Here is a 24,448-nt window from a genome sequence, read left to right as displayed (position 1 = left end):
CAAAAGCAGTTAAATCAACGTCCTCGCAAAGTGTTAAACTATGAAACCCCATATGAAGTATTTTTTGACAAACCGTTGCACTTAGTTTGACAATTCACCGGCAATCATACATGTAAACAACGAGAAACAAGCAGAAAAAACCAGATTATTTGCCTCGGGTAATCCTTGATACAATTCCGCTTGATTCAAATAACGACGGAAAAGTTGCATCAAAACGTCGGGATCTGCCGTCGGAATAATGAAAACAAAAATAATAAGCTCAAGTTCGTTCCACTCACCAACACTGGTTAAGTAGTCCACCACTGGTTGTATGGTCTTGGCGCTATCGTCAAAATGCAACTGTTGAGCATCTAAAATACTGGTCATCCACGCAGCGATTACTCGATTGATCAGCGTAGGATCTTGACGTGCCTTTAATTGCATAGCCTTCGTATATGTTTTCAGTGCGTCCATTTCATCAATATCTGTTGTATTCGTCATACTAGCAATATGATTGCCTTCGTAAAAATTGGCTAATATCCCCTCAAAAGAAGCCTGAACGCCCCAAATATTCAGAACCTTTTCATTTTCAAAACGATCAAAATAGTGATAAAAGAAATCTGTCGTCGTGACATTTATCTGCCCTAAAAGATGAAGAAACCGATTAATGCTCAATGTCGTTTGGTCATGTTCAAATTTGGAAATCACGGCCACACTAACCTGTTCATCAGCAATTTCTTTAAGCGTTAAGTTTTTATTTTGCCGAAATGCATGAAACGTTTGTCCTAACGATTGCATATTGACCTCTCCTAAGAAATAACGGTCCCGTAATGAAAATCGTGATCATTTGGTGCACTCACAATTTCTGCCGTAAAATCGTCATAAATCCTAAACATACGATCTTCTTTACATAACCTCATCATGGTGGTGGCATCGTTCATCTTGGACCTTCCCAGTACCTTGTCGTCAACGCGATATTTGAACCAACCCTCGCACCACAATATCGTCATTGCAAAATTAGCAGTCAAATCACGACCATCACGCTTTTTATGTAAAGCTTCCATCTTCGATAAATTTTCATTGGCTAACGCAAACTGATCCAACGACATAAAATATGCAAAACTACTGACTAAAAATCCGCGATGCATGCCCGCGACATACATAATCGACTCATTCGCCGTCAGTTTACGTTCAGCAATATTAGTAAATAATTCAACATCGGCCAATGGCATGGCGGTCAAAAAGGATTCGAGGACTAAAATTTCATAAATGCCCCAATCGTCAATCTGCTTTAAATATTTCACAGCATAATCCGAACTGTGCTCGATGCTTTTCCCGGTATGATTGGCCAGCATCATTCGACCATAGTCGTATCCCAACACATTATTAACCGTCGGAGATTTTTTAGCGTTTTCTTTCAATACATCGAGCCGCGCGTAAAGTTTTTTCCACTGATGTCGCATCGCCAAACCCGAACTAATCAGGAAAATGTTCGTTAAATCTGTTAGTGCGTTTGCAGCACCCATTTCACGCCATTCGACTGGCATCGGGGAATTCAGATAACGATCATGCTGTAGGAAGAAATACTCATCAGCAGTCACGTTCATTTTCTTAAGCAAATGCATCAGTCGATCAACACTGATTTTCGATTGGCCTTGTTCAAACTTTGAGAGAAAACTGACACTCGCCTGTTCATCTGCAAGTTCTTTTAACGTTAATCCTTTACCTACGCGCAACTGATGGAACGTTTCGCCATACGATGCCATGTCATTCCCCTTTCTAGGCCATTAACCGTGAATGATAAAGTAAATGATCATCCTTCGTTTGCCAAATTCGATCACTAAAAGCAGCGTACAAACGCCACAGGCTTTCCTCTTCACACAATCGCATAATTGTCAGCGCATCCTTCATCTGTGACTGCCCCCGTTCCTCACTGTCACGGCGATAGGTCAGCCATCCCTGACACCACAGAATTAACATTCCGAAATCGCCAGTACTTTGTTGTGGTGATTGTTCTTTGTGCAGACTGTGCATCTGCCCAAGCAATTCTTCCGCTATATCGAAACGAGTGCGGTTCATAAAAAAGCAAAAACTAGTGACCAAAAAGCCACGGTGCATCCCTGCAATCTCGCTAAGTGGCGCCTGTGAAACCAACTTATGCTTGGCGGACAGGGCTAGTTGCTGTGCATCGGGTACGCTCATCCCCTGCAGAAAAACGTTAAACACGATCAATTCGTAAATACTCCACTCATCAATTTGTTGTAAGTACGTGATCGCCCGTTGAGCAAACGGATAAGGTTCTGACTGCTGATGTTGTGCCAGAAGCAGTTGCGCAAAATCCAAGTTTAACCAATGACCCATTGTCAGTGTTGAGGAGGCCTGTTCGGCCAAGTGCTGTTGCCACCGTGCTAATTTTTCCCATTGCCCGCGATTCGATAATCCGGCGGTGTAATAAAAACCGCTGCCTAATGCTGCCACAGCGTTTGGCACACTCATTTCAGACCATATTTTAGGTACTTGGGGCTTGGCATAACCATCATGTTGGGCAAAGAAATATTCATCAGCAGTCACATTCATCTTATCCAGTAAATGCATCAACCGGTCTACACTAATTTTCGATTGATCCGTTTCAAACTTAGACAAGAAACCAACACTCACTTGTTCGTCAGCCAGTTCCTTTAAAGTCATATTCTTACCGATTCGTAGCTGCCGAAACGTTGCCCCATATGTGGCCATGCAAACTGATCCCCCATTCTGAAAATCACTCGTTGATTAAGTATAGCGCAGAATGTCGTCAATTGTTAGAAAACGGTGAGAATGCACTAAATCATCTCATAAAAAAATAAGTCAAAAGCACTGTATCAGTGGTTTTGACTTATCGGCATATTTTATATTTAAACTGAAACAACTATCTAGTGTCTGAACACTTCAAAAAATCATAATGAACGCCAAACAATTCAATGGCAATTTCTAAAGAGATCTTTTTACTTAATGCTTTTTATCACTATCAAGTGATTCTGTCTCATTAATACCTTCATCTTCTAAAAGTTCTTTTCGAACTTCTTTAAAGCTGTACCTTTTTTCTTTTTTAGATTCTGTAATTGCCGCCGTTAACTCCATTGAAATTAGCGAAAGCATTTGTTCTTTATACTCATGAAAATCCAACAATACGTAAGTATCTTCTTCATTGCGTGTTAAGAATACCGGCTTTCCTGGAAAAACTTGTGATAAAACTTTTTCATATGTTTGTAATTCTGATACAGGTTCCCGATTTGACGAGGTCTGATTATCTTTCATATTTCATCCTCCAAAGAAGCCTAACTTAAACCAACCAAGATGCAAATGGTTCCACACAAATAAAAAATAGTCACAAATTTATCTACTATACCTATAACTCAGGTTTTTGCTGTATTCTCTGAATTCCAATTTTGTTCTGTATAGCTGTAGCGATTTCTTGATGAGCATCGTAAATTTCTTCGATTAGAATAATCTTCTCGTCATCAATAATCTGGTATACAAGTGTATTCCTTTTTAAAAATAATAAGTAATAGTTCGAGGGTATATTTAGCCCTGCTTTTCTGCCGTTGTGCCCCATTCTAGGAAAGACACTAAGATTCATAATCTGTTCAATGATCTTATCAATACTTTTCTTAGCAATTGCCTTCCCAAAGTTAGATGAAACTTGTACATAAATTTCATCCAGCTGAGCATGAACTACGTCTGTTATTTCCACAGAAAAGGTCATTTATCTAAAAATTCCTTTCGAACGTCCTCAATCTTGTGTCTTCTTCCCTGTTCAGATTTTTCAATATCAGCTAACAATTGTTCACTAATTCGCCGCGTCTCATACTTTTCATAGTCTTCTAAATCAAGCAGAACATATTTACCATAGCCATTTTTTGTCAAAATAACGGGGCTGTCTGGCCCCACCTGATTCAACACTTTGTTATAAGTACGTAGCTCTGAAACAGGTCGAATATTTAAATTTTTTTGTGAATTAACCATCACCATCACCTCTCAGCATTAGTATACACATTTTCGTACAAATTTGCAGCAAACCGATTTCACAAAAAACTTTCAATCACTAGCCATTATCTCGAAAAGTTAAATCTTCGGCACTTGCATCTGTACCAAACTGTTCAAAAATGTTTTTCGGAACATTGACGCCAATTGCATGTGCCGCAGTGACGCCAAATTCACGAGGGAAGAAAGCAGTGGAAGTCACAATACCATTATCTGATACAACTGGTTTGCGCACCAAATTACGTTTGAGAATGAAACGCTCCTCTTCGTATGCACTTTCGAATAGTCCCGCCACAAACTTGGTGTCGTCCAATAACCCAGCTTTTGCCAGTAGAATGGGTGAAGCCGAAATTACCGCGATAACTGGTCGTGGCCGCGTTTTAAAACGACTGAGAAAGGCAATGTTCCTTTGATTAGGTAAAACGGTATGATAATTCGCAATTCCTGGCATAACGAGCATCTGGTACGCCTGAATATTCTGAACATCTTCAAATGTCATTTGTGGTATTACCTCAAACCCATCTTCAGTTTGATATGGCTTGTGCTCAGCGGCTACAACATCAATTTGCCAATCCGTTTGACTCCATGCAAGAATCGAAGTCAACGGACTAATTTCATACATCGAAAAGCCATCATAAATCATCACTAGAATTTTATTCATCGTTATCCCTCCCCGGCAGTAACTCACTCATTTATCTTTTCAAACAGCACATACTGCGGGCCAATCTTGCCAACACGCTGAATACCCGTATCGTGGAAACCCGTCTTCTGATAAAGGTGTTGTGCGGGTATATTACGGTAGTTTACGGCTAAAATAATACGAGTCACATACGGAAAATGAGCTTTAACAAATGCTGGCACTAACTTCATCGCCGCCAGCGAAATACCTTGTCCCCTGAAGCGTTCGTCAATCGACAAAGCACGCAATAAAACATCAGTATCAGCACAGCCACCAATTTCTAATGGGCCTTGGTGCAAATGAAAGCAAAAGAAGCCGGCTAACTGGTCATCATTCATAATCATCACTGGCACCCGATCATGATCACGCTTTGCTTTTTCAATCACCGACTGCGGCGAACCTGTGAAGGTTAAATCACTCAATTGATAGTTCTCCACCAACTGTTGACACTGGATCGTATCAACGTATTGTTTTAATTCAATATTCATATAGAGACCATCTCCAGATCAGGCCACTGTCCCATTGGCCTCATAAAAGTCACGAATTTGCTCATCTAACCATGTCGATAGCCTTGGCGCATTCAAACTTTCAAAGCGCAGTTTATAGGCCAAAGAAACACACAGGTTAATTAACTTATTTTTTTGATTGAACTGTAGCGACTGGTCAGCGGTTAAGGCAATAACGCCCTTGACCCCTCGCAACCAGTTGAGTAGCTGACTTTCCGTTATGCGATCCTGCGCCAGTAACGCAACAAGACAGTTGTCCAAGCGACTGCCTTCACCTGCCGTAAAACTATTAGGCAACATGATGCCATGATAAATACCAGCCAACGCTTGTGGAATAAGCCGGGTTGGAAACTTTGGATGATAACAAACGTAATACAGCAGGTCACCACCATGACCAAAGGCATGCGCCCAGCCATGCTCGGTCAATCCGCGTAAATCTTTTTCTAATTGCAAATACTTAGTAGCGTCTTCAAAAAGATGTGTTCGCATATTTGCCGTCAAGATGGGTGACCGTGCATCTCTGGCGACCAAAGACGTCAACAACAGCGTCGTAAACGTTCTGGCATAAATTGCATCGTTTTGACGTTCATGAATCCCACTGAATAATAAATTCCGTTGCTGCGTTTGTCTTAATAACCAGACCGCCTGTTCATTTGAAATCGTGCCGTCGTCAATCCATTGTGCAAACAAACTGTAAATCAGTTGGTCGCGCAACACTGAATTAAGATTGCCGATGTTATCCAGCATCGCTGCTAACAAAGAATCATTAACTGTATGCGGATTCTCTTTTCGCAACCTCGTTAGTTCTCGTTCTAGTTTCTCATCAGTCAATATTGGCACCCTCCTTCTCCCCCTTAATTTTCTTAATCTTACTCGTTGTCCTAAAAGCCTTGATAACAAAAAGACCTGCAATTTATGCAGATCTTCGTTTACAGCTTTTTCACCATGTAATACTCACTGACATCACTTGAATAATCCCTTACCGAATATATTATATCCTCGCTTTAGATAGAAGTTCGGTGCTTGATAGTTAAATGTTTCCAAATTAACTATATGACTGTCTAACTCGCGTAGTTTATTTTCAAACCAACTCAACAAAGCATCGCCAACACCTTTTTAGCGTGCGTTCTCATCTCCCAATAGTTTTTTACTATAATTGCAGCCAATTACCTCGTTATCAATTGATGCCAACTGTCTAATAGTAGCTTAGAAAGATGTTGCGTAAGGGATACACTCCCGGCATCACATGAATTAAGACTTTGAAAGAAGACTCTAGATTCCATTTATTTGTACAGATAAAAGCTTCCGTGAACATGCGCTTCCTTTTGAGCTCATTTGGGCTAAAAAACGCCTTGAGCTTACACTCAAGACGTTTAATGACACATTAAAATAACTAAGTTTATTTCGGATTAGCTGACGTGGCACCCATAGTAGCCCATGAATCATTTGAATCAGCCGCAGATGTACTGTAATTCTTAATACGATGGTTAACTGGCGTCCAAGTCAAACCTTCGCTTTCAGGAATGTAAGCAGCTTGTTGATTCATATAGGCTTGCCAGTCTTTAAACTGTGTCTTCCGATATGAATTGCTGAAGGCTTTGTTATTGTTCATATTTTCAATCAGCTGTGTGTTTCTCTTTGTTGCAAAATGACCCATATTGAATGGAGCATTAGCTTCATACATAGTTGGAGTAGGTTCAGAGCTTACCTGCCAAGCAGCTTCAAAGAAGTCAACATTCTTAGGTGGTTTGGGAGACTGAATAGCATCGTAAAACGCATTCATCTCCATCGTCTTGCCGCCAGTTAATTGAACATCAAGACCAATCTTATGCCATTGCTGCAAATAATTTTGAATTTCTTCATCATGCGTAGAAGAACTCTTCATCGCAGCAAAGTGCAAAACCAGCTTTTTACCATCAGGCGTTTGACGCCATTTGCCCTTCTTCTTGTATCCTGCATCATCTAAAAGCTTATTGGCCTTCTTTAAGTTCAATGGGAAGCCCTTAGCACTCTTGTCATGATAATCGGTAAATACGCTAGGAATTAACGTAGTTGCGCGTTTTCCGAGACCGTTACCAAACTTCTTTTCGACTGCGTCAACATTCATTGCGTATCCAATGGCTTGACGGAGACTCTTGTTTGAGACCTTGGAGTCTTTGTCCATGACATTCATACCCGTCTTAGAATTCATATGTCCAACCATGAAACCAAGGTATCCATAACCCATCTCTGGAGAACCAACGTTTGTGTAATCACTCAACTTTTTAACGGTTGGATATTGTGAGGCAGCAATTCCTGTTGTACCAACAGTAAAGTCATACTTGTGGGCTTTAAATGCAGAACCTGCGGCACTCGATGAAACTACATTAATGGTGACTGCCTTAGCATTTCCCTTTTTACCCCAGTAGTATGGATTGCGTACCCAACTAGTCGATTCACCAGTAACCATTTTCTGCAATTTAAATGGACCATAGAAAATAGGATTCTTACGAACTTGAGGTGCGGAAGCCAATTTGCTTATTGGAACATTCTTGATATATTCATATGGCTCAGCATACTCCCAAAAGAATCCATTACCGGAACGTTTCATTGAAGGCGTGACGTGCTTATAGTGAATAACAACCTTTTTGCCTTTTTCACCGTCTGGCATTTCAATACCAGAAATTGTGGATGCCTTACCACTATGGTATTCTGTCATACCTTTAATCTGTTCCAGACTCGAACTGTATTGTTGAGTGTCGGAGTCTTTATTGCCAAGAACTTCATAAGCATATTCAACATCCTTCGCAGTTACTTGCGAGCCATTCGACCACTTTAAGTTACTGCGAAGCGTGATTGTTGCCGTATTATTGGAACGATTCAACTTAAGATTAGCAGGGCCGCCATCAACAATGTTGTAGTTTTTATCTGTCTTGAACAATCCCTGTAGACCAGGTGAGAAAACATCACCATCTTCAGCATTCGAAGCTAACACAGTATCACTGACACCCTTGAAGGGGGCATCGTTAACTTCTGCGGCTTTAATAGTCGCATTTTTGTCAATGGATCCTGAAGCATTATATGATTTTGCCATCTTAACAGCTGTTGATGGTTGAGAACTACTACTCTTACTTGAACAAGCGGCCAACGTAAGTACTGAAAGTGCTGCTGCTCCGGCTAGAGCAAACTTAGTTTTTTTCATGCACTCATCCTCCCAAATAATGAAAAACATTATAATCAAATAATTACGGAACTAAGTATACCACTAAATGAGAATTTGTAAAGATAATAATTAAAAAAATCTCATTTTCATCTGTCTCATTTTTTTAATCATCACCAAGACGCTGTGATGCATCTGTCGCACGACGAATAACTTGCCCAATATAACTGATTGAAAGTGTCAAAATTATGATTTCAACAGCAGCCAACAACCAGGTCCACCAATATTCTGTAATACTGCTTGGATCATTAGCATTGGCAATCATTGTACCTAGTGAAGGTGTATTGGTTGGCAATCCAAAGCCTAAATAACTTAGTCCAGTTTCAACCCCAATATTTTCGGCGAAAGACAACATAGTGTCGACAATAATTAACGATGAAATGTTGGGCATAATTTCTCGAAAAATGATTTTAAAGGTACTAGTCCCTGAGGTTTTCGAAGCGGCCACATAGTCCTTTTTAGACTCAGATAAAGTACGCGCACGAATCAATCGTGAAGTTCCCATCCAATAAAAAGAACTTAAAATAAGCGTTAAAGTAACAACATTGTAGTTAGGGATAATTGTGACTAAAACAATAATGAAAAGGGTAATTGGCAACATCAACATAAAGTCATAAATACGCATCATCACATTATCGACAATTCCGCCAAAATAACCAGCAATTAACCCATAACAAATACCAAAAGTTGAACTAATTATAGTTAGTCCAATTGCAATTCCTATAGAGTTCCTAGAACCTAAAATCAACTGTTTAGCAATTGAACGGCCGCCTTGGTCTGTTCCTAAAAAGAATTGCGTAAATGGTTTGTCATAAGAATCCATAATATTTGTGGCCATAGCTTGACCCTGATTAATAAACAAAGAAGCAATCATCACAAACAAAATAAATATGACCATAATCACTAAAGCAAACAACGCCGGACGGTCAGCCTTGAATTCATTCCATACAATACGTAAGGAAGATGGTGTTGCTTCTTGCTCAGCTTCTTTTGATAAACGTGCTAAGTCTTCTTCTGAAATTGAAGACTGTCTGTTTAACTGATTTTGAGACATTTTTACATCTCCTTTACTGAATGCGAACTCGCGGATCAACAGCAGAAAGAATAATATCTGAAAGAAGGGTACCAAATAAGTTCAATATGCCATACAACAGTACAAGTGCCGTAATGACCGTATAATCACGATAAGATATTGAATTTAAGAACAAAAGACCCATCCCAGGATATGAGAAGACCATTTCCGTATACAGTGACCCACCTAACAGGCCTGTAATTGAATAACCGGCAAATGCTGCGATTGGTAACAACGAGTTTCTTAAAATATGGTGGCGGAACACATCTCCCGTCGGAACGCCTTTAGAACGGGCTGTTCTAACATAATCTGACCCTTTTGCATCAATAACTTCCGATCGTAAATACTGAACGATATTTACTGTCCCAAACAAGGCAGCCAAAAGTCCTGGTAAAACTATATGCTGCAATCTAGACAGCGTTGTCGCCATCCCACTATTAGCCGTTGCGCTCACAGAGCCCGTTGTTGGAAACCAACCAAGCACGTAGCCGAAAATCCACAACCCGAGAACTAAGATAACGAAAAAAGGAATCGACATCGTAACAAATGTGTAAACTCTAATAATAGTGTCACCTATTTTGTTTTGATTACGACCGGCGTACAACCCCATTGGAATACCGATGGCGTAAGTTAATACCATTGCAAAAACGGCGAGCCACAGAGTATTAATAGCACGATTACCAATAATTCTGGTAACTGGTTCTTGATACTGAAAACTTGTTCCTAGATTCCCATGAAATAAGTGAACCACCCAGTTCCAATACTGCTCGTACCATGGATTATATAAACCTGCTGCCTCTTTCAGATGATGAATCTGGGCCGCGCTAGTATGTGGACCGATACTACCAGTAAATGGATCACCAGGCATTGCTTTCGCCAACAAAAAAACTAAGATACTTAATATGATTATTTCTGGAATCATAATGAGGACACGGCGCAAAACTGTTTTCCACATATTACTTGTCCTCCTCTTCAATTTCGTCTTCCGGCAAAGCGACCTTATGAGTAGCAGAAACGTCTACTAGTGGCAAGACCTTACCATCTTTATCGTAGTATCGGGATTGATTCTCCTGAAATTCTTGCTCGACAGCTTCACGATGTGCTCTGGCTTCTGCACGACCCTCAACGCTTGTTTCTGGAATCGCGGAAAGTAATCGCTTTGTGTAAATGTGCATCGGATGATTGTAAATATCATCACGCGTCCCAATCTCAACTAATCGGCCACGATGCATAATCGCAATGTTGTCACACATATGTCGAACAACACCTAAATCATGTGAAATAAATAAATAAGAAATACCAAAATCACGTTGAATTCGCTTCATGAAGTTCAGAACTTGAGCCTGAACTGATAAATCAAGTGCGGATACAGGCTCATCTGCAACAATTAATTTGGGATTGGTCGCAACAGCCCTCGCTACCCCAATACGTTGTCGCTGACCACCTGAAAATTGGTGGGGATATTTGTATAACGCATCAGCATCCAGGCCAACAATATCTAATAATTGCAAAACCCTTAATTTTTCCTGATTCTTATCAAGGTGTTCAAAGTTGCGAATTGGTTCGGCGATAATATCTTCAATCCGTTTACGGGGGTTCAAACTAGACAGTGAATCCTGAAAAATCATCTGTACATCTTGGTTATAATCTAATTCTCGACGATTGCTGGGCTTGGTAATATCCTTTCCTTTGTAAATAATCTGACCCTTTGTCGGCTTTTCCAGGCCAACAATAGATTTACCAGTCGTTGACTTACCTGACCCTGATTCACCCACAAGTCCATAAGTTTCACCGGCTTCAATATTTAAACTAATACCATCCACAGCCAGCACTTCATCCGTTACTCGGTTCCAAAACCCAGAACGGATTGGGTAATGAACTTCTAGGTCTTTAACTTCAATTAAACTCATTTACTCTCCCCCATTCTAAGCTTCGTCTTGGAACTTAAAGTTTTTGTAGCAGGTGCAGCGGACACGATGGCCTGGTTCAACTTCATGCATCGTTGGATGCGCTTCATGTTCGCTTGCGGGAACCCATGGAATCCGTGGGGCAAACTTACAACCGTCTTGAGGCATCTTCTGTAATGAAGGAACAGATCCTTCAATGACATACAGATCATCGTTTTCACTGTCTTTTTGTGGCATTGAACGTAGCAATGAACGCGTGTAAGGATGTAGCGGATTGTCAAAAATCTGTTTGGCTGAGCCCTTTTCAACGACCTGACCAGCATACATAACAGCAACTTCATCAGCCGTCTCGGCGACAACACCCAAATCATGCGTGATCAAAATGATCCCGGCATGGTTTTCTTTTTGAATATCTTTAAGCAAGTCCAAAATTTGAGCTTGGATGGTAACGTCCAAAGCGGTGGTTGGTTCGTCAGCAATCATCAGGTCAGGTTTGCAGGCAATCGCGATGGCGATAACCACACGTTGACGCATCCCACCAGATAGTTCATGTGGAAATTGACGGATAACCCGCTCTGGATGAGGAATCCCAACCTGGTTAACCAACTCAAGCACGCGGGCCTTCTTTTCAGCCTCAGTCATCTTGGTGTGGTAATCCAAACCTTCCTGAATTTGATCACCAATTCGTTTCAGTGGATTTAATGCTGATAACGGGTCCTGGAAGATCATGCCAATTTTGGCACCACGAATCTTGTTCATCTGGTCTTCATTGAGTGTTAACAGGTCTTGGTCTTCAAACTCAATTTTCCCACCAATTTTAGTTTCAGCAGGATCATGCAGGCCCATGATCGTCGTTGCTAAGGTACTTTTACCACATCCGGACTCCCCCACAATGGCAACAATTTCATCATTGTGGATATCTAAAGAGACGTCAGATACAGCTGGGTAATATTTACCCTGAATCTTAAAAGCTGTACTGACGTCTTCGATTTTTAGAAAATGGTTCTCTTCATCTGCCATGCTACTCCCTCATTTCTTCAACCGCATTCAAGTGCATCAAACATTGCCCGTTATGTATGATGAACACAGTCTTATTCGTAAGATTAAAAAGTCATTAGACAAAGTATAACTAATCAAATTCTAATTTACAAGCAGAAATGCATCCCTGTTTATCCCCACATCACCAGTAACTAATAGTAAGCAACACTTTCAATCACCAAGATGTTAAACAAATGCTAATACAACGGCATTTTGAGCAAACAAAAAATCATTCACTGATTGCCTTTCAAGCAGTCAGTGAATGATTCAAGTTAAATTTTTTTAATTTTGCACGGTTGGTCAGTTTTCATCAAACCCACATTTTTCTTTTTACCAACGCTTGTATTGATTTCTTCCCCGTTGATGGCGGCTCAGCTCCTCAATTTCCAGTTCAGACCAAACACCGCCATTACTGATTAGCTGCATATCTCTCATTTCATCATTCCGCATAAACGTCATCCTTCTTTCAATTACATTACTATTTGTGTTTAAGTAATTTGTATACCATTATTATAGTGCGTAACAAAGTAATTGCAAGTGGTAACTCAAAAAAAATACGGACATTTTTTAATGTCCGCATTCATTTCGTTTATTTTAAAATCGGTCAAAACTACCAATGCGCCGTTCTTTCTGCATTGCGTGGCAAAAAACGACTAAACCCAGAGCAAACCAGATGACGTTTACGCCAAAATAAATCCCAATTAGGTTAAGCGATACTGATTGTCCAAGGAATAAGTGCCTTGTAATTTCAATACCGGCACCAAACGGCAATAACAACTGGGCACCAAAGTAATTTGGCATCGCAACGTTTGCCACGAATAATATTGCTGACTGAAGAATGCTACTCCAGTTACCCACTCGCTTAAATCTCAACGAACCGGCTCCACATAGCAGTCCAATCCCTAACATGCCGACGTTTGAAATAATGGCGATGACAAATACGAGGACGTCAGCCTTAACTAATTGCAGGACTGGAACAGAAATAACAAATGCTGTGATCACACTCAAAATAAGTAAGTACACAAAGTAATAAATATCAGTGACCCAGCTTCGAACTAGTGCAATGAACCACAGCGAAAAGCGAGATTGAATCTCCGTTTCTAGAATACCCGTTCGTGCTCCTGTCTCAATAAACAGAGTCGACTCGTCCATTGCCACCACGCCCATATTCCAAAACATAAAACCAATTAGGATCATGACAACGCCAAGATTTGTGTGATAAAAAGCGTTCATGCCCTTCACTGCCCCAAAGATCACTACCGCTAAATATGCAAAAGTATAAAGAATAAACTCACTCACAGTCGATGATAAGCATTTGATGTCCGTCTTCATTTGCATCGTTACTTCAACCCAGATCATGGTGCCCAATTCACGTACGCTCATCGAATCACCGCCTTTTGATAAAGTTGTTCATACATTTGCCGCAATTCCGCTTCCGACAAACTGTGATCGACCGTTTTAATCACAGTCCCCTCATTCACAAATATATACTGTGTGGTCACTTCACTCATTAGTACTGGATCATGGGAAGACAGAATAATCGTATGCTGCGACTTTTTAGCAACAGAGTCGACCAGCTTCATTAAATCGACTTGTGCAGACATATCCAGACCATTTGAGGGTTCGTCCAATAATAGCATCGGTGTATCAAACGAAATGGCGACGAGTAGTGTTGCCTTTTTCTTTTGACCAGTCGACATTTGATCAAACTCTTTATTCATCAGACTTTCCGCATCAAACAGCTTGGCATTGGCCAGCATTCTGGCCTGTGTATCTTTAAATGGCACTAAAATAGCGTAGATTCTCCATTGGCGTTAACTTATTTCGTAATCCACGATCACCAGCCGGAATATACAGTGAATTGCGCTGAGCCCACTTGTCATAGTGTGAATCACCCTGAGTATCAATCTTCAATTGCCCACCATTGATGGTCGTAATCCCGCTGAGCAACCGCATTAAGGTTGATTTGCCTGCCCCGTTTGGTCCAATCAAGCCAAAGACATTGCCAGTATCCAACGGCAATGAAAAAGACACACCGTGTAAAACCTCCGTACGACCATAATATTTGCGAACCTGATCCAATTGAATCTCCATCCCCGTCACTCCCTTAAGTAAAAATAATATGTACAAATTCTAAAGATTAATTTTCAATTAGAATAGCACTTTTTTCACAGAAAAAATATTTTTTAACTTTTTCGACGTCAACTGTTTATGGTTCAAATCTTTTTTTGGGGGGGAGACTGAACGAAGCGGTAGGCGGTCAGCATTGATACCGCGCCGTGAAGGTGTTGTTAATTCGAATGGTTTTCTCGAATTTACAACACGGACGGTCGACAAGACGCGTGGTCTTCACGAGGCTTGTCGGCGAGGTGAGAGACTCCGAACTTGGGAGGCTGGAACCGGTCCCACGGCGAGCGTGTCAATGCTGACCACCGGAAGCGGCAGGTCCCTTAAGGCACAAAAAAACCATCAATCACCGTCATAGAACAGTTGATTGATGGCAAAAATGATATTTGAACTGAATTAAGCTAATCGACGGTCGATGTAATTGGCCAAAACAGACAATCCGTAACATACAATAAAGTACATCACAGCAAGTGCTAAGAACATTGGAATAATGTAGTTGGCGTTCTGTCCGTAAATAATTTGTGCGTGGTACGTCAAATCTGGTAACACAATGATCGTTGCCAACGACGTATCCTTAATCAGTGAAATAAACTGACTAACCAACGCAGGAATCATCTTTTTGTAGGCTTGCGGAAGAATAATCTGGAACATGGCCTGCCAGTACGTCAATCCGTTTGCCCGGGCACCTTCCATCTGACCATTTGGAACCGCCTGAATCCCGGACCGAATGATTTCGGCCAACATGGTGGATTCGAAAATGGTCATCGCTAAGATTGTCGCTGGAATAATTTCGGGTTTGAATCCGAAGTTTGGCAAACCAAAGTAAGTAAAGAAGATGATCAGCAACAGTGGTAAGTTCCGAATAAGGTCGATGATAAAACCGACAATCGCCGAAACATACTTAATTTTTGTGTATCGAATAATTCCTAAAAATGAACCGAGAATAAAGCTTAAAATCACGGATGCAACGGACACTTCAACAGTAATCCACAGCCCTTCGAGGAGGTAACGGAGGTTGATCCATGAATAGGCATCAATAAATGATTTCATCTGTTAGCTCCCCTTTCTACGCTAAGCGTTTCTCTAGATAACGCATGTAATAACTGATTGGCATCGTGATAATCAGGTACAACACCCCGACAACCATATAACTGTTAATCGTATCAAACGTGATGGATGCAATGTTGTTGGCTTGATACATTAAATCAAACCCGGCAACGAAGGCCAACACGGATGAGTTCTTAACCAAGTTAACGAACTGGTTACCAAGTGGGGGAATAACCAAAAGGAATGCTTGTGGCAAGATGACGTTTGACATGGCCTGCCAGAATGTCAATCCGTTTGCCCGAGCACCTTCCATTTGGCCTGGGTCAACAGATTGAATCCCTGACCGGACCGTTTCAGCAATAAACGCTGATGTATAAATTGTTAGCCCAATCGTCCCAGCAGTAAAGCCGTTAACTTTAACGATATACATCGGGATAACAAGATAGAAGAAACTTGTAATAACCAGTAACGGAATGTTCCGGAAAATTTCAATGTAGATGCGGGCAATTGTCCGAGCAACCTTGCTTTCCGTAACTTCCATGATGGCAAATAATGAACCGATAATCAGACTGAAAATTAACGCCAGGACACTGGATAATAGCGTCCAACCCAGACCGGTCAACAGCTCTTGCCAATGATCAGATAAAATAGTAATCATTATCGCTCCAGCTCCTTGTAGTTAAATCCAGGCACGTTACCGAACCATTTCTTAATTAATTGATTATATTCGCCGTCAGCTTCCATTTCCTTGATGGCCTTGTTGACCTCGTTAGTAAATGGCTTTTGACCTTTATTAACGGCAACCCCATAAGGCTCTCTGGTGAATGTCCCGCCGACAACTTTAAAGCCAGGGTTTTGAACGGCCATCCCATAAAGGATCCCGTTATCAGTAGTTAAGGCAACCCCTTGACCAGCTTTCAGAGACGTCAATGCCTGAGCATAATCTTGAAGTTCCAAGACACGAGCCTTGGGCGCAAACTTCTTGATGTTTTGAACTGAGTTCGCACCGACAACCCCCAGAATAGTTGTCCCAGATTTGTTTAAGTCACTGACGTTTTTGATTTTACTGCCGTTTGGAACCAGTAGCGACTGACCGGCATCAAAGTACGAATTCGAGAAGCTAACAACTTTTTCACGTTGTGGCGTAATCGTCATCGTGGCGATAATGGCATCAATATTCCCATTTTTCAACAATGGAATCCGTGACTGTGACGTCACTTGAATAAACTTAGCTTTCCCCTTTTTGCCGAGGATGTGCCGGGTAATGTGCTTAGCCATGTCCACATCAAACCCTTTGATTTGATTATCACGAACATCCATCAAACCAAACAGTTTGGTATCGGCCTTAACACCCCATGTAATTGTATTTGCCTTGCGATCATTTTGCAGAACGTCTTGCTTTGACAGTGATTTTCCACAACCACTTAACGTCAACATCAACGCGCCCAACGCCACTAATAAGGTCGCAAGTCTGAATTGTTTCTTCATGACAGTGCCTCCATAATTGCGCGCCGAAAACTCGGAATCCGGTCTTCGGCAACACTTTCTAAACGTGCACCTGACGCCCAAAAGCCTGTGCATAACCCAAAGTTGCCATTGCACAAGCAAACCCCGCTTGTCCACTGTCACCTTCACGTTATTGCTCGGCTTTTCCCGGGCTTCGGCATCACTCTTCTTTAATTAGTGGTTAATGATCTTGCTCAAGAACTGACGGGCACGTTCCTCTTTTGGATGATCGAAGAATTCCTTCGTTGCATCATCTTCAAGAATTTGACCGTCCGCCATAAAGATAACCCGGTTGGCCACTTCACGGGCGAAGCCCATTTCGTGAGTCACAACCAGCATTGTCATACTTGAGTCGTTTGCAATTGTCTTCATAACACCCAGCACATCGTCAATCATTTCTGGGTCCAACGCAGATGTTGGTTCATCAAAAATCAACGCCTTTGGCTGCATGGCTAGTGAACGCGCAATGGCCACACGCTGTGCCTGCCCACCAGAAATTTCAGATGGCATGTTGTTAGCTTTGTCTGCCAAACCAACTTGGTCTAACAGTTGCATGGCTAGCTTCTTGTTTTCATCTTCTTTTCTATGTAGCACGATTCGAGGTGCCAACATGATGTTTTCCAACACAGACTTGTTTTCATACAAGTTAAAGTGCTGGAATACCATTCCAACATTCTTCCGAATCCGGTTCATATCCGTCTTTGGATTAGCCAAATCCTGCCCATTAACAATTAACTGACCACTCTGGATCCGTTCCAAACCATTAATTGTTCGGGACAATGTACTCTTCCCTGAACCTGACGGCCCGATGAGCACAACCGTTTCTCCTGCTTCCATCGTTAAATTAATGTCTTTTAACGCATGAAAGTCACCGTAATACTTCTGTACGTCGTGAAATTCAATCATTGACATAATCGGTTCCTCACCCTCAAATAATCTCAACCTAAACTGTTGAATTACAAGTTGTGTAATTCTCAAGGTCATTAACTAAGTTTAGACCCTAATAAGAGGGCGTGTCAAAGCTACTGTGCTCCGACACGCCCGTTTTCACGATATTTTCTTATTGATAATCTAATCTCTCAAAATTATCGATTTTCTCGACGATTTTGAGACGTTTTGTTTGACAAACTGTTGTTAGCTGAATCTACATTTTCAGTAGATTTTGCAAAAGAACGCATTGGTTCCTCAGTAAACGTCTGACTTTCAGAAAAGGCAGCCGAATTCTGACTAGTCGCATTGGAGGCCGTATTCTTTTCACTGAAAGCAACCTCAACTTTGACCGTGTATGGCAAACGTCGCTCAATGACACCGGAGCGTCCGGCTGATTTAGCTACCCCGCCTTGCAAAACAGCAGTGGCTAAAAATAGTTTGAACTGCTTATGCGCTTGCTTAATATCCGACAAGCCGACCCGTGTTATCCGACCGACTGGCAATGCCGTCATCTGATTCATCCCCGCATAGACTACAAAATGACCGTCCTGTTGTCGCAGATCAAAATAAGGTAACGGTGTTCCCTCGCCAATTGCAAACACTGGCTTATTGGTCTCCTTAGCCTGGTTTAAAACTTCTTGGTCACTATGGCCTTCATAATCTTGAGGTAACAGGTTAGCCGCCTGTAACTGTGCGGCAATCTGAGCCAGGTTCTTATGATTGGTACCATTCAACTCAACCTTAGCCGGAATGACCTGCTTTTCATCATATAAACCCGTGGCCGGAGCAAAATGATCGTATCGATCGTGTTCATTGAAACGACTTTCCTGTTCTTTTAAACGTTCATCGCCCAGTAAGGCCGCAATCTTTTCAGATGGGTCGAGTACAAACCGACGTTTGAGAAAATAAAAGAAGAAGTTGACCAGTGTAAAGTACATCAGGGCAAAGAAAACCAAGATGAGCAATGCGCCACGCAAGTATCCCTGGTTTTGAATAAACCGAATCCCAATGTAGAGCAAATACCAATCACCAAAAAAGCCCAAGATGGTGTAAATGCGTCCCTTTAACGTTGTGTTGACATTAAAATAACCAAGAAAATGGTTTGCCATGTCGAGCAAACTAAGCATGTTGTCACCTACTTACTTTTTCATGAGAGTTGCTAAATCAAAAATAACCGTCTATTGACTGCTTGATGTAGTGGTTGCGGTAGACGAGCCTGTATTAGCACCCGTATTGCCTGTTGTAGCACTATTATTGTTCGTAGAATTGGCAGTTGTAGAAGAACTGGCCGCACTTGATTCAGTGACCGATGAGCTACTCTGACGGGTCGTGGTCCCGCCATCACTGTTGTCAGTCGTACTATTGCTCTTCGTCGTTGTGCTTGGCGTCGACTCATCAGTGGTTTGACTGCTAGATTTTTCGTCAGCAGTGCTGTCAGTCTTAGAACTTTCACTATTTGAACTTGAATTACTATCTTTTTTAGAATCATCCGACGATTGGATTGAACTGCCGGATGAATTGGTTACCGTTCTTGTGACCGGCGCCCCTTCAGACGTGTTCGTCACTTTGTTAACCACAATATTAGTTGCGGACAGCGCCAAAATAATCGACACAACAGCAACGGGGGTCACAAACGGCGGAATTCGATGATCCATAGCTAACTCCTTATTTATAAAACTTACTCATTGAAACGAAATCTTTTTGTTCATTGGCTGTTAGACCAATTCAACCATATAGTATAGACAAAACCCGTCAGCGTTAAACGTCGGCGGGTTCGATTTACATGGAACTTAAGATTTTCATTTTGTCTGCTTCGGACCAATATCACTCTACACCAGCAGCGACACAGTCCGCACACAAGCCATACATTTCAAAACGATGGCCCTCAATTTGTGCACCTGGCAACTGGTTAGCAAAAAAGTCCATTGGACACATGGTCAATTCTGTCACTTTTCCGCAATTACGACAGATAAAGTGATGATGGTGCATATTAGCGAAGTCGCACTGAAATTTGATACGCGCTTGGTCACCGTTTACCTGTTGTTCAACTAAGCCGAGGTCTTCAAATTCCTTGACGTTCCGGTAAATGGTCGCATGGCTCATTCCTGGATAAAAGTCCCGCATGTACGCATCTAAACTCGTCACGTCCGTATAATGATCTGGACGTTGACACAAAAACGACAACATCGTTCGCCGTTGTTTAGTGATTTTTAGATGATGTTTCTGCAAAACTTCAACCGCGGTATTCACATCTTCTGCCATGGTAAGACCTCCAGTACATTGATGACATTTTCAATCTGTATTGTTTTTAAAAAGTAACGATTACTATTAAGTAGTGTAACAGAAAATCAGTCAAAACAATAGTTTCTAGTTCAAGGTTTCAGTAACCAAGGTATCGATTTTTTTCTTTGTTGAATCCAGATCGTCATTTACAATGACATGCGCCACATCTTTTAATTCCGCCGGCAAGGTCAGGTCACGCCGATACTCAGGACTATCCAGCCGTTCTTGTAGCATCACCGTGTCATCCCCACGTTTGGTCATTCGATCAATCAAATCTTCATTCTGACTAACAGTCAGGAAAATAATGACCGCTTCATCACCGAGCTCTTTTGCATAAGTAATGGCGCCCTTCGTATCTAAGACGATCGTGATGTAAGGATTTTTTTCAAAGCCAGCATCGATCCCCTCATGGGAAGAGCCATAGCGGTAACCTGAATACGCAACTTGCTCTAAATAATGGTTCTTATCAAACGATGCATCATCTTCAAAATAATAATCGACACCGTTCATTTCGCCCTTTCGGGGTGGCCGTGTTGTATGTGTGATTACCTTAGGCATATGGTAATAATCACGCAAATAATCACTGACGGTGGTTTTGCCAGTGCCGGTTGCTCCGGTAATGACAAAGACACGTTTCTTCATGGTTTTCCTCCGTTCAATTTCTCACAGATGTTAAGTTTACACCATCAGCGCAGAGTTTAAAAATGCTCCACAATCGAAACATTAGGTTCATCCTTCATTTTTGCTTTAAAAATTAACGGTTGACGATGTCTAAAAAAATCGTTATAGTTATGGTCATCAAATGAGAATATTTCTCATACTTCAAGGAGAACGTTTATGACACAATCACTAACTCACAACATATACGCATTTGCGTTTAGTCTGTTTGGCTAGTGCTTGCATCGACTGTTGGATGCAAGCACGGTAAACTTCCGGTTTGCATCCATTCGGCTAACGTTTATTTAAAATGAACTCATACCGTTTGGATGATTGTACAACCTTCGTCTAAACGGTTTTTTAGTGTCAATCTATTTGAGGTTGATTACTGATTTAACTGGTATTTTCGGCGAGGGGCTGAAAATACCAGTTTTTTATTAAAAAGGAGAAACGCCATGTCCATATTAGACAAAATGTTGAAAAAAGAATCACTGGATAACTATATTGATGCTGACAGTCGGCTAATTAAATCCATGTCAGCGTGGGATCTTGTCGCACTCGGCATTGGTGCCGTAATTGGTACCGGGATTTTTATCCTACCCGGGACAGTCGCCGCAACTAAATCTGGTCCAGCCATTATCTTATCTTTCGTGGTCGCCGCCATCGTTTGTGGCCTAGCCGCTATGTGTTACGCTGAATTTTCATCTGCCCTGCCAATCGCTGGCTCCGCCTATTCTTACGGTAATGTCGTCTATGGTCAGTTTATCGGCTGGATTCTCGGCTGGGCGCTAGTCTTAGAGTACATGCTGTCTGTGGCCGCCGTGTCCACTGGCTGGGCTGCTTATTTCAACTCGTTGATTTCAGGTTTTGGCATTCACATGCCCACTGCATTGTCTGGTGCGTTTGACCCGGCACACGGCACTTATATTAACCTGGTTGCCGTCCTCATTGTTCTGTTCGTTGCCTGGCTACTCAGCAATGGCATGAAAACCTCGACACGCGTTCAAAACATTATGGTGGCCGTTAAAATTGTCATCATCCTAATCTTCGTCCTAGTTGGCCTATTCTATGTAAAACCAGCTAACTGGCACCCATTCTTTCCTTATAAGGGCGGTGTACTAGCGGGAGCCTCAGCAGTATTCTTCGCTTTCTTAGGTTTTGACGTGGTCGCTGCCTCTGCAGCCGAAGTTAAGAATCCCAAACGAAACATGCCAATTGGAATTATCGGAACTTTGATTGTCGCTTCTATTCTATATATTGCTGTCTCCGTTGTCTTAACTGGCCTAGTTTCTTACAAACGTTTAAACGTCGCTGATCCAGTTGCGTTTGCTCTGCAACAGGTCGGTCAAAACTGGGGCGCCGCCCTCGTTTCATTAGGCGCACTCGCCGGTATGTTCACGATGATGCTGGCCATGATCTACTCTTCTTCACGGTTGGTGTACTCTATTGGCCGTGATGGCCTTCTGCCTAAATGGCTGGGCAACGTTAACAAAAGTAACGGTAATCCCACTGCTAGCTTAACGACCGTTACAGTTCTTATCGCGATTATGGGTGGTCTGGTGCCACTGGAACAATTGACAAACTTAGTTAACATCGGTACCCTGATTGCTTTCACCTTTGTCTCATTCGGTGTCATCCTACTTCGTCGCCGACAAGATATTAATCACACAGACGGCTTCCGTGTTCCATGGTATCCTGTTCTACCGATTATTTCCGGCTTGGCCTGCATGCTGTTGCTATTCCGGTTGCCGCTGGAAACTTGGGTTGCTTCCTTGATTTGGTTTGCGTTCGGAATGCTCATTTACTTCAGCTACGGGATTCGTCACAGCAAACTAGTGAACAAATAACATAGTCTCAACAGCTTAATGCCGTTACGCTGACGGGAAACGCCGTTCCATGAGGACCGGTCTCAACCCGCACAAGTCACGGTTTTCGTCCTTGATTATGAGCCGAAAACCACGTCTCATAAGTCATCCCGCAACACTAAGCGGCCAAATTCTCGCCGCCAAGTGTTGCCGACACGGGACTCTCTGTTTCCCGTCAGCTCCACTCCTTTCACAAATCAGTAAACCTTTGTAAGCACAGTTTGCCATTAAATGATATCTGCTTAAACTGGCTACTATGTGAGCTGGAGGTGGCAACATTGATACCGAAACGTGAAGATAACGTTAATTCGGTGGGTTCCCGAATTTAGGTTACGGACGGTCGTAGAGACTCGCGGTCTTCACGAGGCTTTTCGACGAGGTGAAAGACCATGAACTTCGGGTTTGAGCCGGTCCCACGGCGAGTGTGTCAATGTTGACAACCGTAAGTACCAGCCATTATCCAAATGTACTCGCCGGTGATAATCAAGCCAGCAAATTACAAAATAAATAAACGACAATTTATTCACTTATAAAAGCTGATGCAAAGCCATTTAACAAACATTTTTCACATTATTTTGTCATCAATCGGAACGCAGACTTCACCATCGAAGCCTGCGTTTTTGTTTGTCAAAAAAACAAATGAAAGCAGATTTAATGATTATTCTCTAATCGATATCACCTTGTGCCCTCATTTGAAGCGTCTTAAGTTGCTCACTATACTAACATTACAAAAAAAGTTGATTATTTTGCGTCTCAATTACGTAGCGACACTAATTGACGGCCAAGATAATGATTTCTAATGGCTAAAGAACCATCACAGCAAACCCAACGGAGGATTTATCGATTATGCATAAGGTAACCTTATTCTTCTTTTCAACCCTCGCAGTACTAACACTTAGCACTGCCACGGCAAGCGCAGATCGTGGAGCAGACAACAGCCATGGCCCAGGCACTGCCACAAATAACATCACTAATGTCACGACTGTTGGTCAAGGGTTTATTGCTGATGGCACTAGCAGCGCCTCAGCTCATTCCACCGCACAATTTGAAGTGAAGCCTGGCGATTTAACACTTGACCACGTACCTAACCTAAATTTGTCAACCGCCAAAGTCGCAGACATTATCAACGGTGATGTTACTGTCAACTACAGCGATAACACCGTGAACAGCACCAACAATTTTGATGGTAACAACAACGGTAAACTCGACATTGCCGACTATACCGGCACAAACAATGGCGGGAAGCTGATGACCTCACTGGGCCAATTCAAAAACACTAAAAGTTCCGACACAATTACAAATGCAAAACTGGCACTGAATGCAACCAGTTCAAAGAGCGATAGCGACGTTGCCAAACCAAATGCAATCACACTGACTGCCTCATCAACAAACGATAATGGCACTGGCACTCAAGAAACCGCCATTTGGACGGCTGACAAGGGTACCGGTCAAGGCTTCAACGAGGCCCTTTACGCAGATACCAAGAGTGCTAGTCTCACCATCAGCAAGCAAACCAATGTCGCAACAGGTGTTTACCAAGGCACTTTATACTGTAATTTGGTTAACGTTCCTACTGCTACCGCGCCAAAAGCATAACCTTTTTATTTACACTACCTCTTAAACAACTCAC

The 24,448-nt window shown here is 42.0% G+C and carries 27 protein-coding genes; 2 read left to right on the top strand and 25 right to left on the bottom strand.

What is annotated here, in order from left to right:
* Positions 1-81: 81 nt before the first annotated feature.
* The 25 genes from GB992_RS10630 to GB992_RS10510 form a co-directional block, all read right to left on the bottom strand.
* Positions 82-777: an Rgg/GadR/MutR family transcriptional regulator gene (locus tag GB992_RS10630; protein ID WP_161002424.1), complete on the bottom strand. Its 696-nt coding sequence runs from the start codon at positions 775-777 to the stop codon at positions 82-84.
* Positions 778-788: 11 nt separating this feature from the next.
* A complete protein-coding gene (locus GB992_RS10625) occupies positions 789-1,745 on the bottom strand; it encodes a helix-turn-helix domain-containing protein (protein ID WP_161002423.1) in 957 nt (318 codons plus the stop codon).
* A 13-nt stretch (positions 1,746-1,758) separates the two neighbouring features.
* Positions 1,759-2,715: a helix-turn-helix domain-containing protein gene (locus GB992_RS10620; RefSeq protein WP_161002422.1), complete on the bottom strand. Its 957-nt coding sequence runs from the start codon at positions 2,713-2,715 to the stop codon at positions 1,759-1,761.
* 252 nt (positions 2,716-2,967) lie between these two features.
* Entirely contained in the window at positions 2,968-3,276 is a 309-nt protein-coding gene (locus GB992_RS10615; protein WP_017260943.1) for a hypothetical protein, read from the bottom strand.
* A gap of 91 nt (positions 3,277-3,367) precedes the next feature.
* Complete coding sequence (locus tag GB992_RS10610) at positions 3,368-3,724, bottom strand: type II toxin-antitoxin system RelE/ParE family toxin (RefSeq protein WP_161002421.1); 357 nt, start codon at positions 3,722-3,724, stop codon at positions 3,368-3,370.
* Positions 3,721-3,984, bottom strand: coding sequence for a type II toxin-antitoxin system prevent-host-death family antitoxin (locus tag GB992_RS10605; RefSeq protein WP_161002420.1), 264 nt, complete (start codon positions 3,982-3,984; stop codon positions 3,721-3,723). The genes GB992_RS10610 and GB992_RS10605 overlap by 4 nt, the downstream gene beginning before the upstream one ends.
* 79 nt (positions 3,985-4,063) lie before the next feature.
* Positions 4,064-4,663 (bottom strand): DJ-1/PfpI family protein, encoded by a 600-nt coding sequence (locus GB992_RS10600; protein WP_161002419.1) that lies wholly within the window; start codon positions 4,661-4,663, stop codon positions 4,064-4,066.
* Between the two features lie 23 nt (positions 4,664-4,686).
* Positions 4,687-5,169 carry a GNAT family N-acetyltransferase gene (locus GB992_RS10595; RefSeq protein WP_161002418.1) on the bottom strand — a complete coding sequence of 161 codons (483 nt, stop codon included), beginning with the start codon at positions 5,167-5,169 and terminating at the stop codon, positions 4,687-4,689.
* Between the two features lie 18 nt (positions 5,170-5,187).
* Complete coding sequence (locus tag GB992_RS10590; protein ID WP_161002417.1) at positions 5,188-6,018, bottom strand: DUF2785 domain-containing protein; 831 nt, start codon at positions 6,016-6,018, stop codon at positions 5,188-5,190.
* Between the two features lie 568 nt (positions 6,019-6,586).
* The gene (locus GB992_RS10585) at positions 6,587-8,368 is read right to left on the bottom strand and encodes an oligopeptide ABC transporter substrate-binding protein (protein ID WP_161002416.1); all 1,782 of its coding nucleotides are present in this window, start codon (positions 8,366-8,368) and stop codon (positions 6,587-6,589) included.
* 124 nt (positions 8,369-8,492) lie between these two features.
* Entirely contained in the window at positions 8,493-9,440 is a 948-nt protein-coding gene (locus GB992_RS10580) for an ABC transporter permease (RefSeq protein ID WP_161002415.1), read from the bottom strand.
* A gap of 13 nt (positions 9,441-9,453) precedes the next feature.
* Positions 9,454-10,413 carry an ABC transporter permease gene (locus tag GB992_RS10575; RefSeq protein WP_161002414.1) on the bottom strand — a complete coding sequence of 320 codons (960 nt, stop codon included), beginning with the start codon at positions 10,411-10,413 and terminating at the stop codon, positions 9,454-9,456.
* Between the two features lies 1 nt (position 10,414).
* Positions 10,415-11,368 (bottom strand): ABC transporter ATP-binding protein, encoded by a 954-nt coding sequence (locus tag GB992_RS10570; RefSeq protein WP_161002413.1) that lies wholly within the window; start codon positions 11,366-11,368, stop codon positions 10,415-10,417.
* 15 nt (positions 11,369-11,383) lie between these two features.
* On the bottom strand, positions 11,384-12,385 hold the full coding sequence (locus tag GB992_RS10565; protein ID WP_161002412.1) for an ABC transporter ATP-binding protein: 1,002 nt from the start codon (positions 12,383-12,385) through the stop codon (positions 11,384-11,386).
* Between the two features lie 612 nt (positions 12,386-12,997).
* Positions 12,998-13,786, bottom strand: a complete 789-nt coding sequence (locus GB992_RS10560) for a hypothetical protein (protein ID WP_161002411.1) — start codon at positions 13,784-13,786, stop codon at positions 12,998-13,000.
* A complete protein-coding gene (locus GB992_RS10555; RefSeq protein ID WP_161002410.1) occupies positions 13,783-14,190 on the bottom strand; it encodes an AAA family ATPase in 408 nt (135 codons plus the stop codon). The genes GB992_RS10560 and GB992_RS10555 overlap by 4 nt, the downstream gene beginning before the upstream one ends.
* Positions 14,180-14,497, bottom strand: a complete 318-nt coding sequence (locus GB992_RS10550; RefSeq protein ID WP_161002409.1) for an ATP-binding cassette domain-containing protein — start codon at positions 14,495-14,497, stop codon at positions 14,180-14,182. The genes GB992_RS10555 and GB992_RS10550 overlap by 11 nt, the downstream gene beginning before the upstream one ends.
* Positions 14,498-14,926: 429 nt before the next feature.
* Entirely contained in the window at positions 14,927-15,580 is a 654-nt protein-coding gene (locus GB992_RS10545) for an amino acid ABC transporter permease (RefSeq protein ID WP_017261430.1), read from the bottom strand.
* A gap of 16 nt (positions 15,581-15,596) precedes the next feature.
* A complete protein-coding gene (locus GB992_RS10540; RefSeq protein WP_161002408.1) occupies positions 15,597-16,235 on the bottom strand; it encodes an amino acid ABC transporter permease in 639 nt (212 codons plus the stop codon).
* On the bottom strand, positions 16,235-17,065 hold the full coding sequence (locus tag GB992_RS10535; protein WP_161002407.1) for a glutamate ABC transporter substrate-binding protein: 831 nt from the start codon (positions 17,063-17,065) through the stop codon (positions 16,235-16,237). Before GB992_RS10535 ends, GB992_RS10540 begins: the two co-directional genes overlap by 1 nt.
* Positions 17,066-17,257: 192 nt before the next feature.
* Positions 17,258-17,995, bottom strand: coding sequence for an amino acid ABC transporter ATP-binding protein (locus GB992_RS10530; RefSeq protein WP_017261427.1), 738 nt, complete (start codon positions 17,993-17,995; stop codon positions 17,258-17,260).
* 173 nt (positions 17,996-18,168) lie between these two features.
* Positions 18,169-19,140 carry a DUF6681 family protein gene (locus GB992_RS10525; protein ID WP_161002406.1) on the bottom strand — a complete coding sequence of 324 codons (972 nt, stop codon included), beginning with the start codon at positions 19,138-19,140 and terminating at the stop codon, positions 18,169-18,171.
* A gap of 51 nt (positions 19,141-19,191) precedes the next feature.
* Complete coding sequence (locus GB992_RS10520) at positions 19,192-19,668, bottom strand: hypothetical protein (RefSeq protein WP_161002405.1); 477 nt, start codon at positions 19,666-19,668, stop codon at positions 19,192-19,194.
* A 169-nt stretch (positions 19,669-19,837) separates the two neighbouring features.
* A complete protein-coding gene (locus GB992_RS10515; protein WP_161002404.1) occupies positions 19,838-20,275 on the bottom strand; it encodes a Fur family transcriptional regulator in 438 nt (145 codons plus the stop codon).
* 105 nt (positions 20,276-20,380) lie between these two features.
* Positions 20,381-20,938 carry a guanylate kinase gene (locus GB992_RS10510; RefSeq protein WP_161002403.1) on the bottom strand — a complete coding sequence of 186 codons (558 nt, stop codon included), beginning with the start codon at positions 20,936-20,938 and terminating at the stop codon, positions 20,381-20,383.
* 470 nt (positions 20,939-21,408) lie between these two features.
* Between GB992_RS10510 and GB992_RS10505 the strand changes: the two genes are divergently transcribed.
* Both GB992_RS10505 and GB992_RS10500 read left to right on the top strand, forming a co-directional pair.
* Positions 21,409-22,800 carry an APC family permease gene (locus tag GB992_RS10505; protein ID WP_161002402.1) on the top strand — a complete coding sequence of 464 codons (1,392 nt, stop codon included), beginning with the start codon at positions 21,409-21,411 and terminating at the stop codon, positions 22,798-22,800.
* 864 nt (positions 22,801-23,664) lie between these two features.
* Complete coding sequence (locus GB992_RS10500; protein ID WP_161002401.1) at positions 23,665-24,414, top strand: WxL domain-containing protein; 750 nt, start codon at positions 23,665-23,667, stop codon at positions 24,412-24,414.
* The last annotated feature ends 34 nt before the right edge of the window (positions 24,415-24,448 follow it).

The organism is Furfurilactobacillus milii (assembly GCF_009863985.1).
Classification (GTDB): domain Bacteria; phylum Bacillota; class Bacilli; order Lactobacillales; family Lactobacillaceae; genus Furfurilactobacillus; species Furfurilactobacillus milii_A.
The sequence above is the reverse complement of the archived record's forward strand: the minus strand, read 5'-3'. Positions and strand labels throughout refer to the sequence as shown.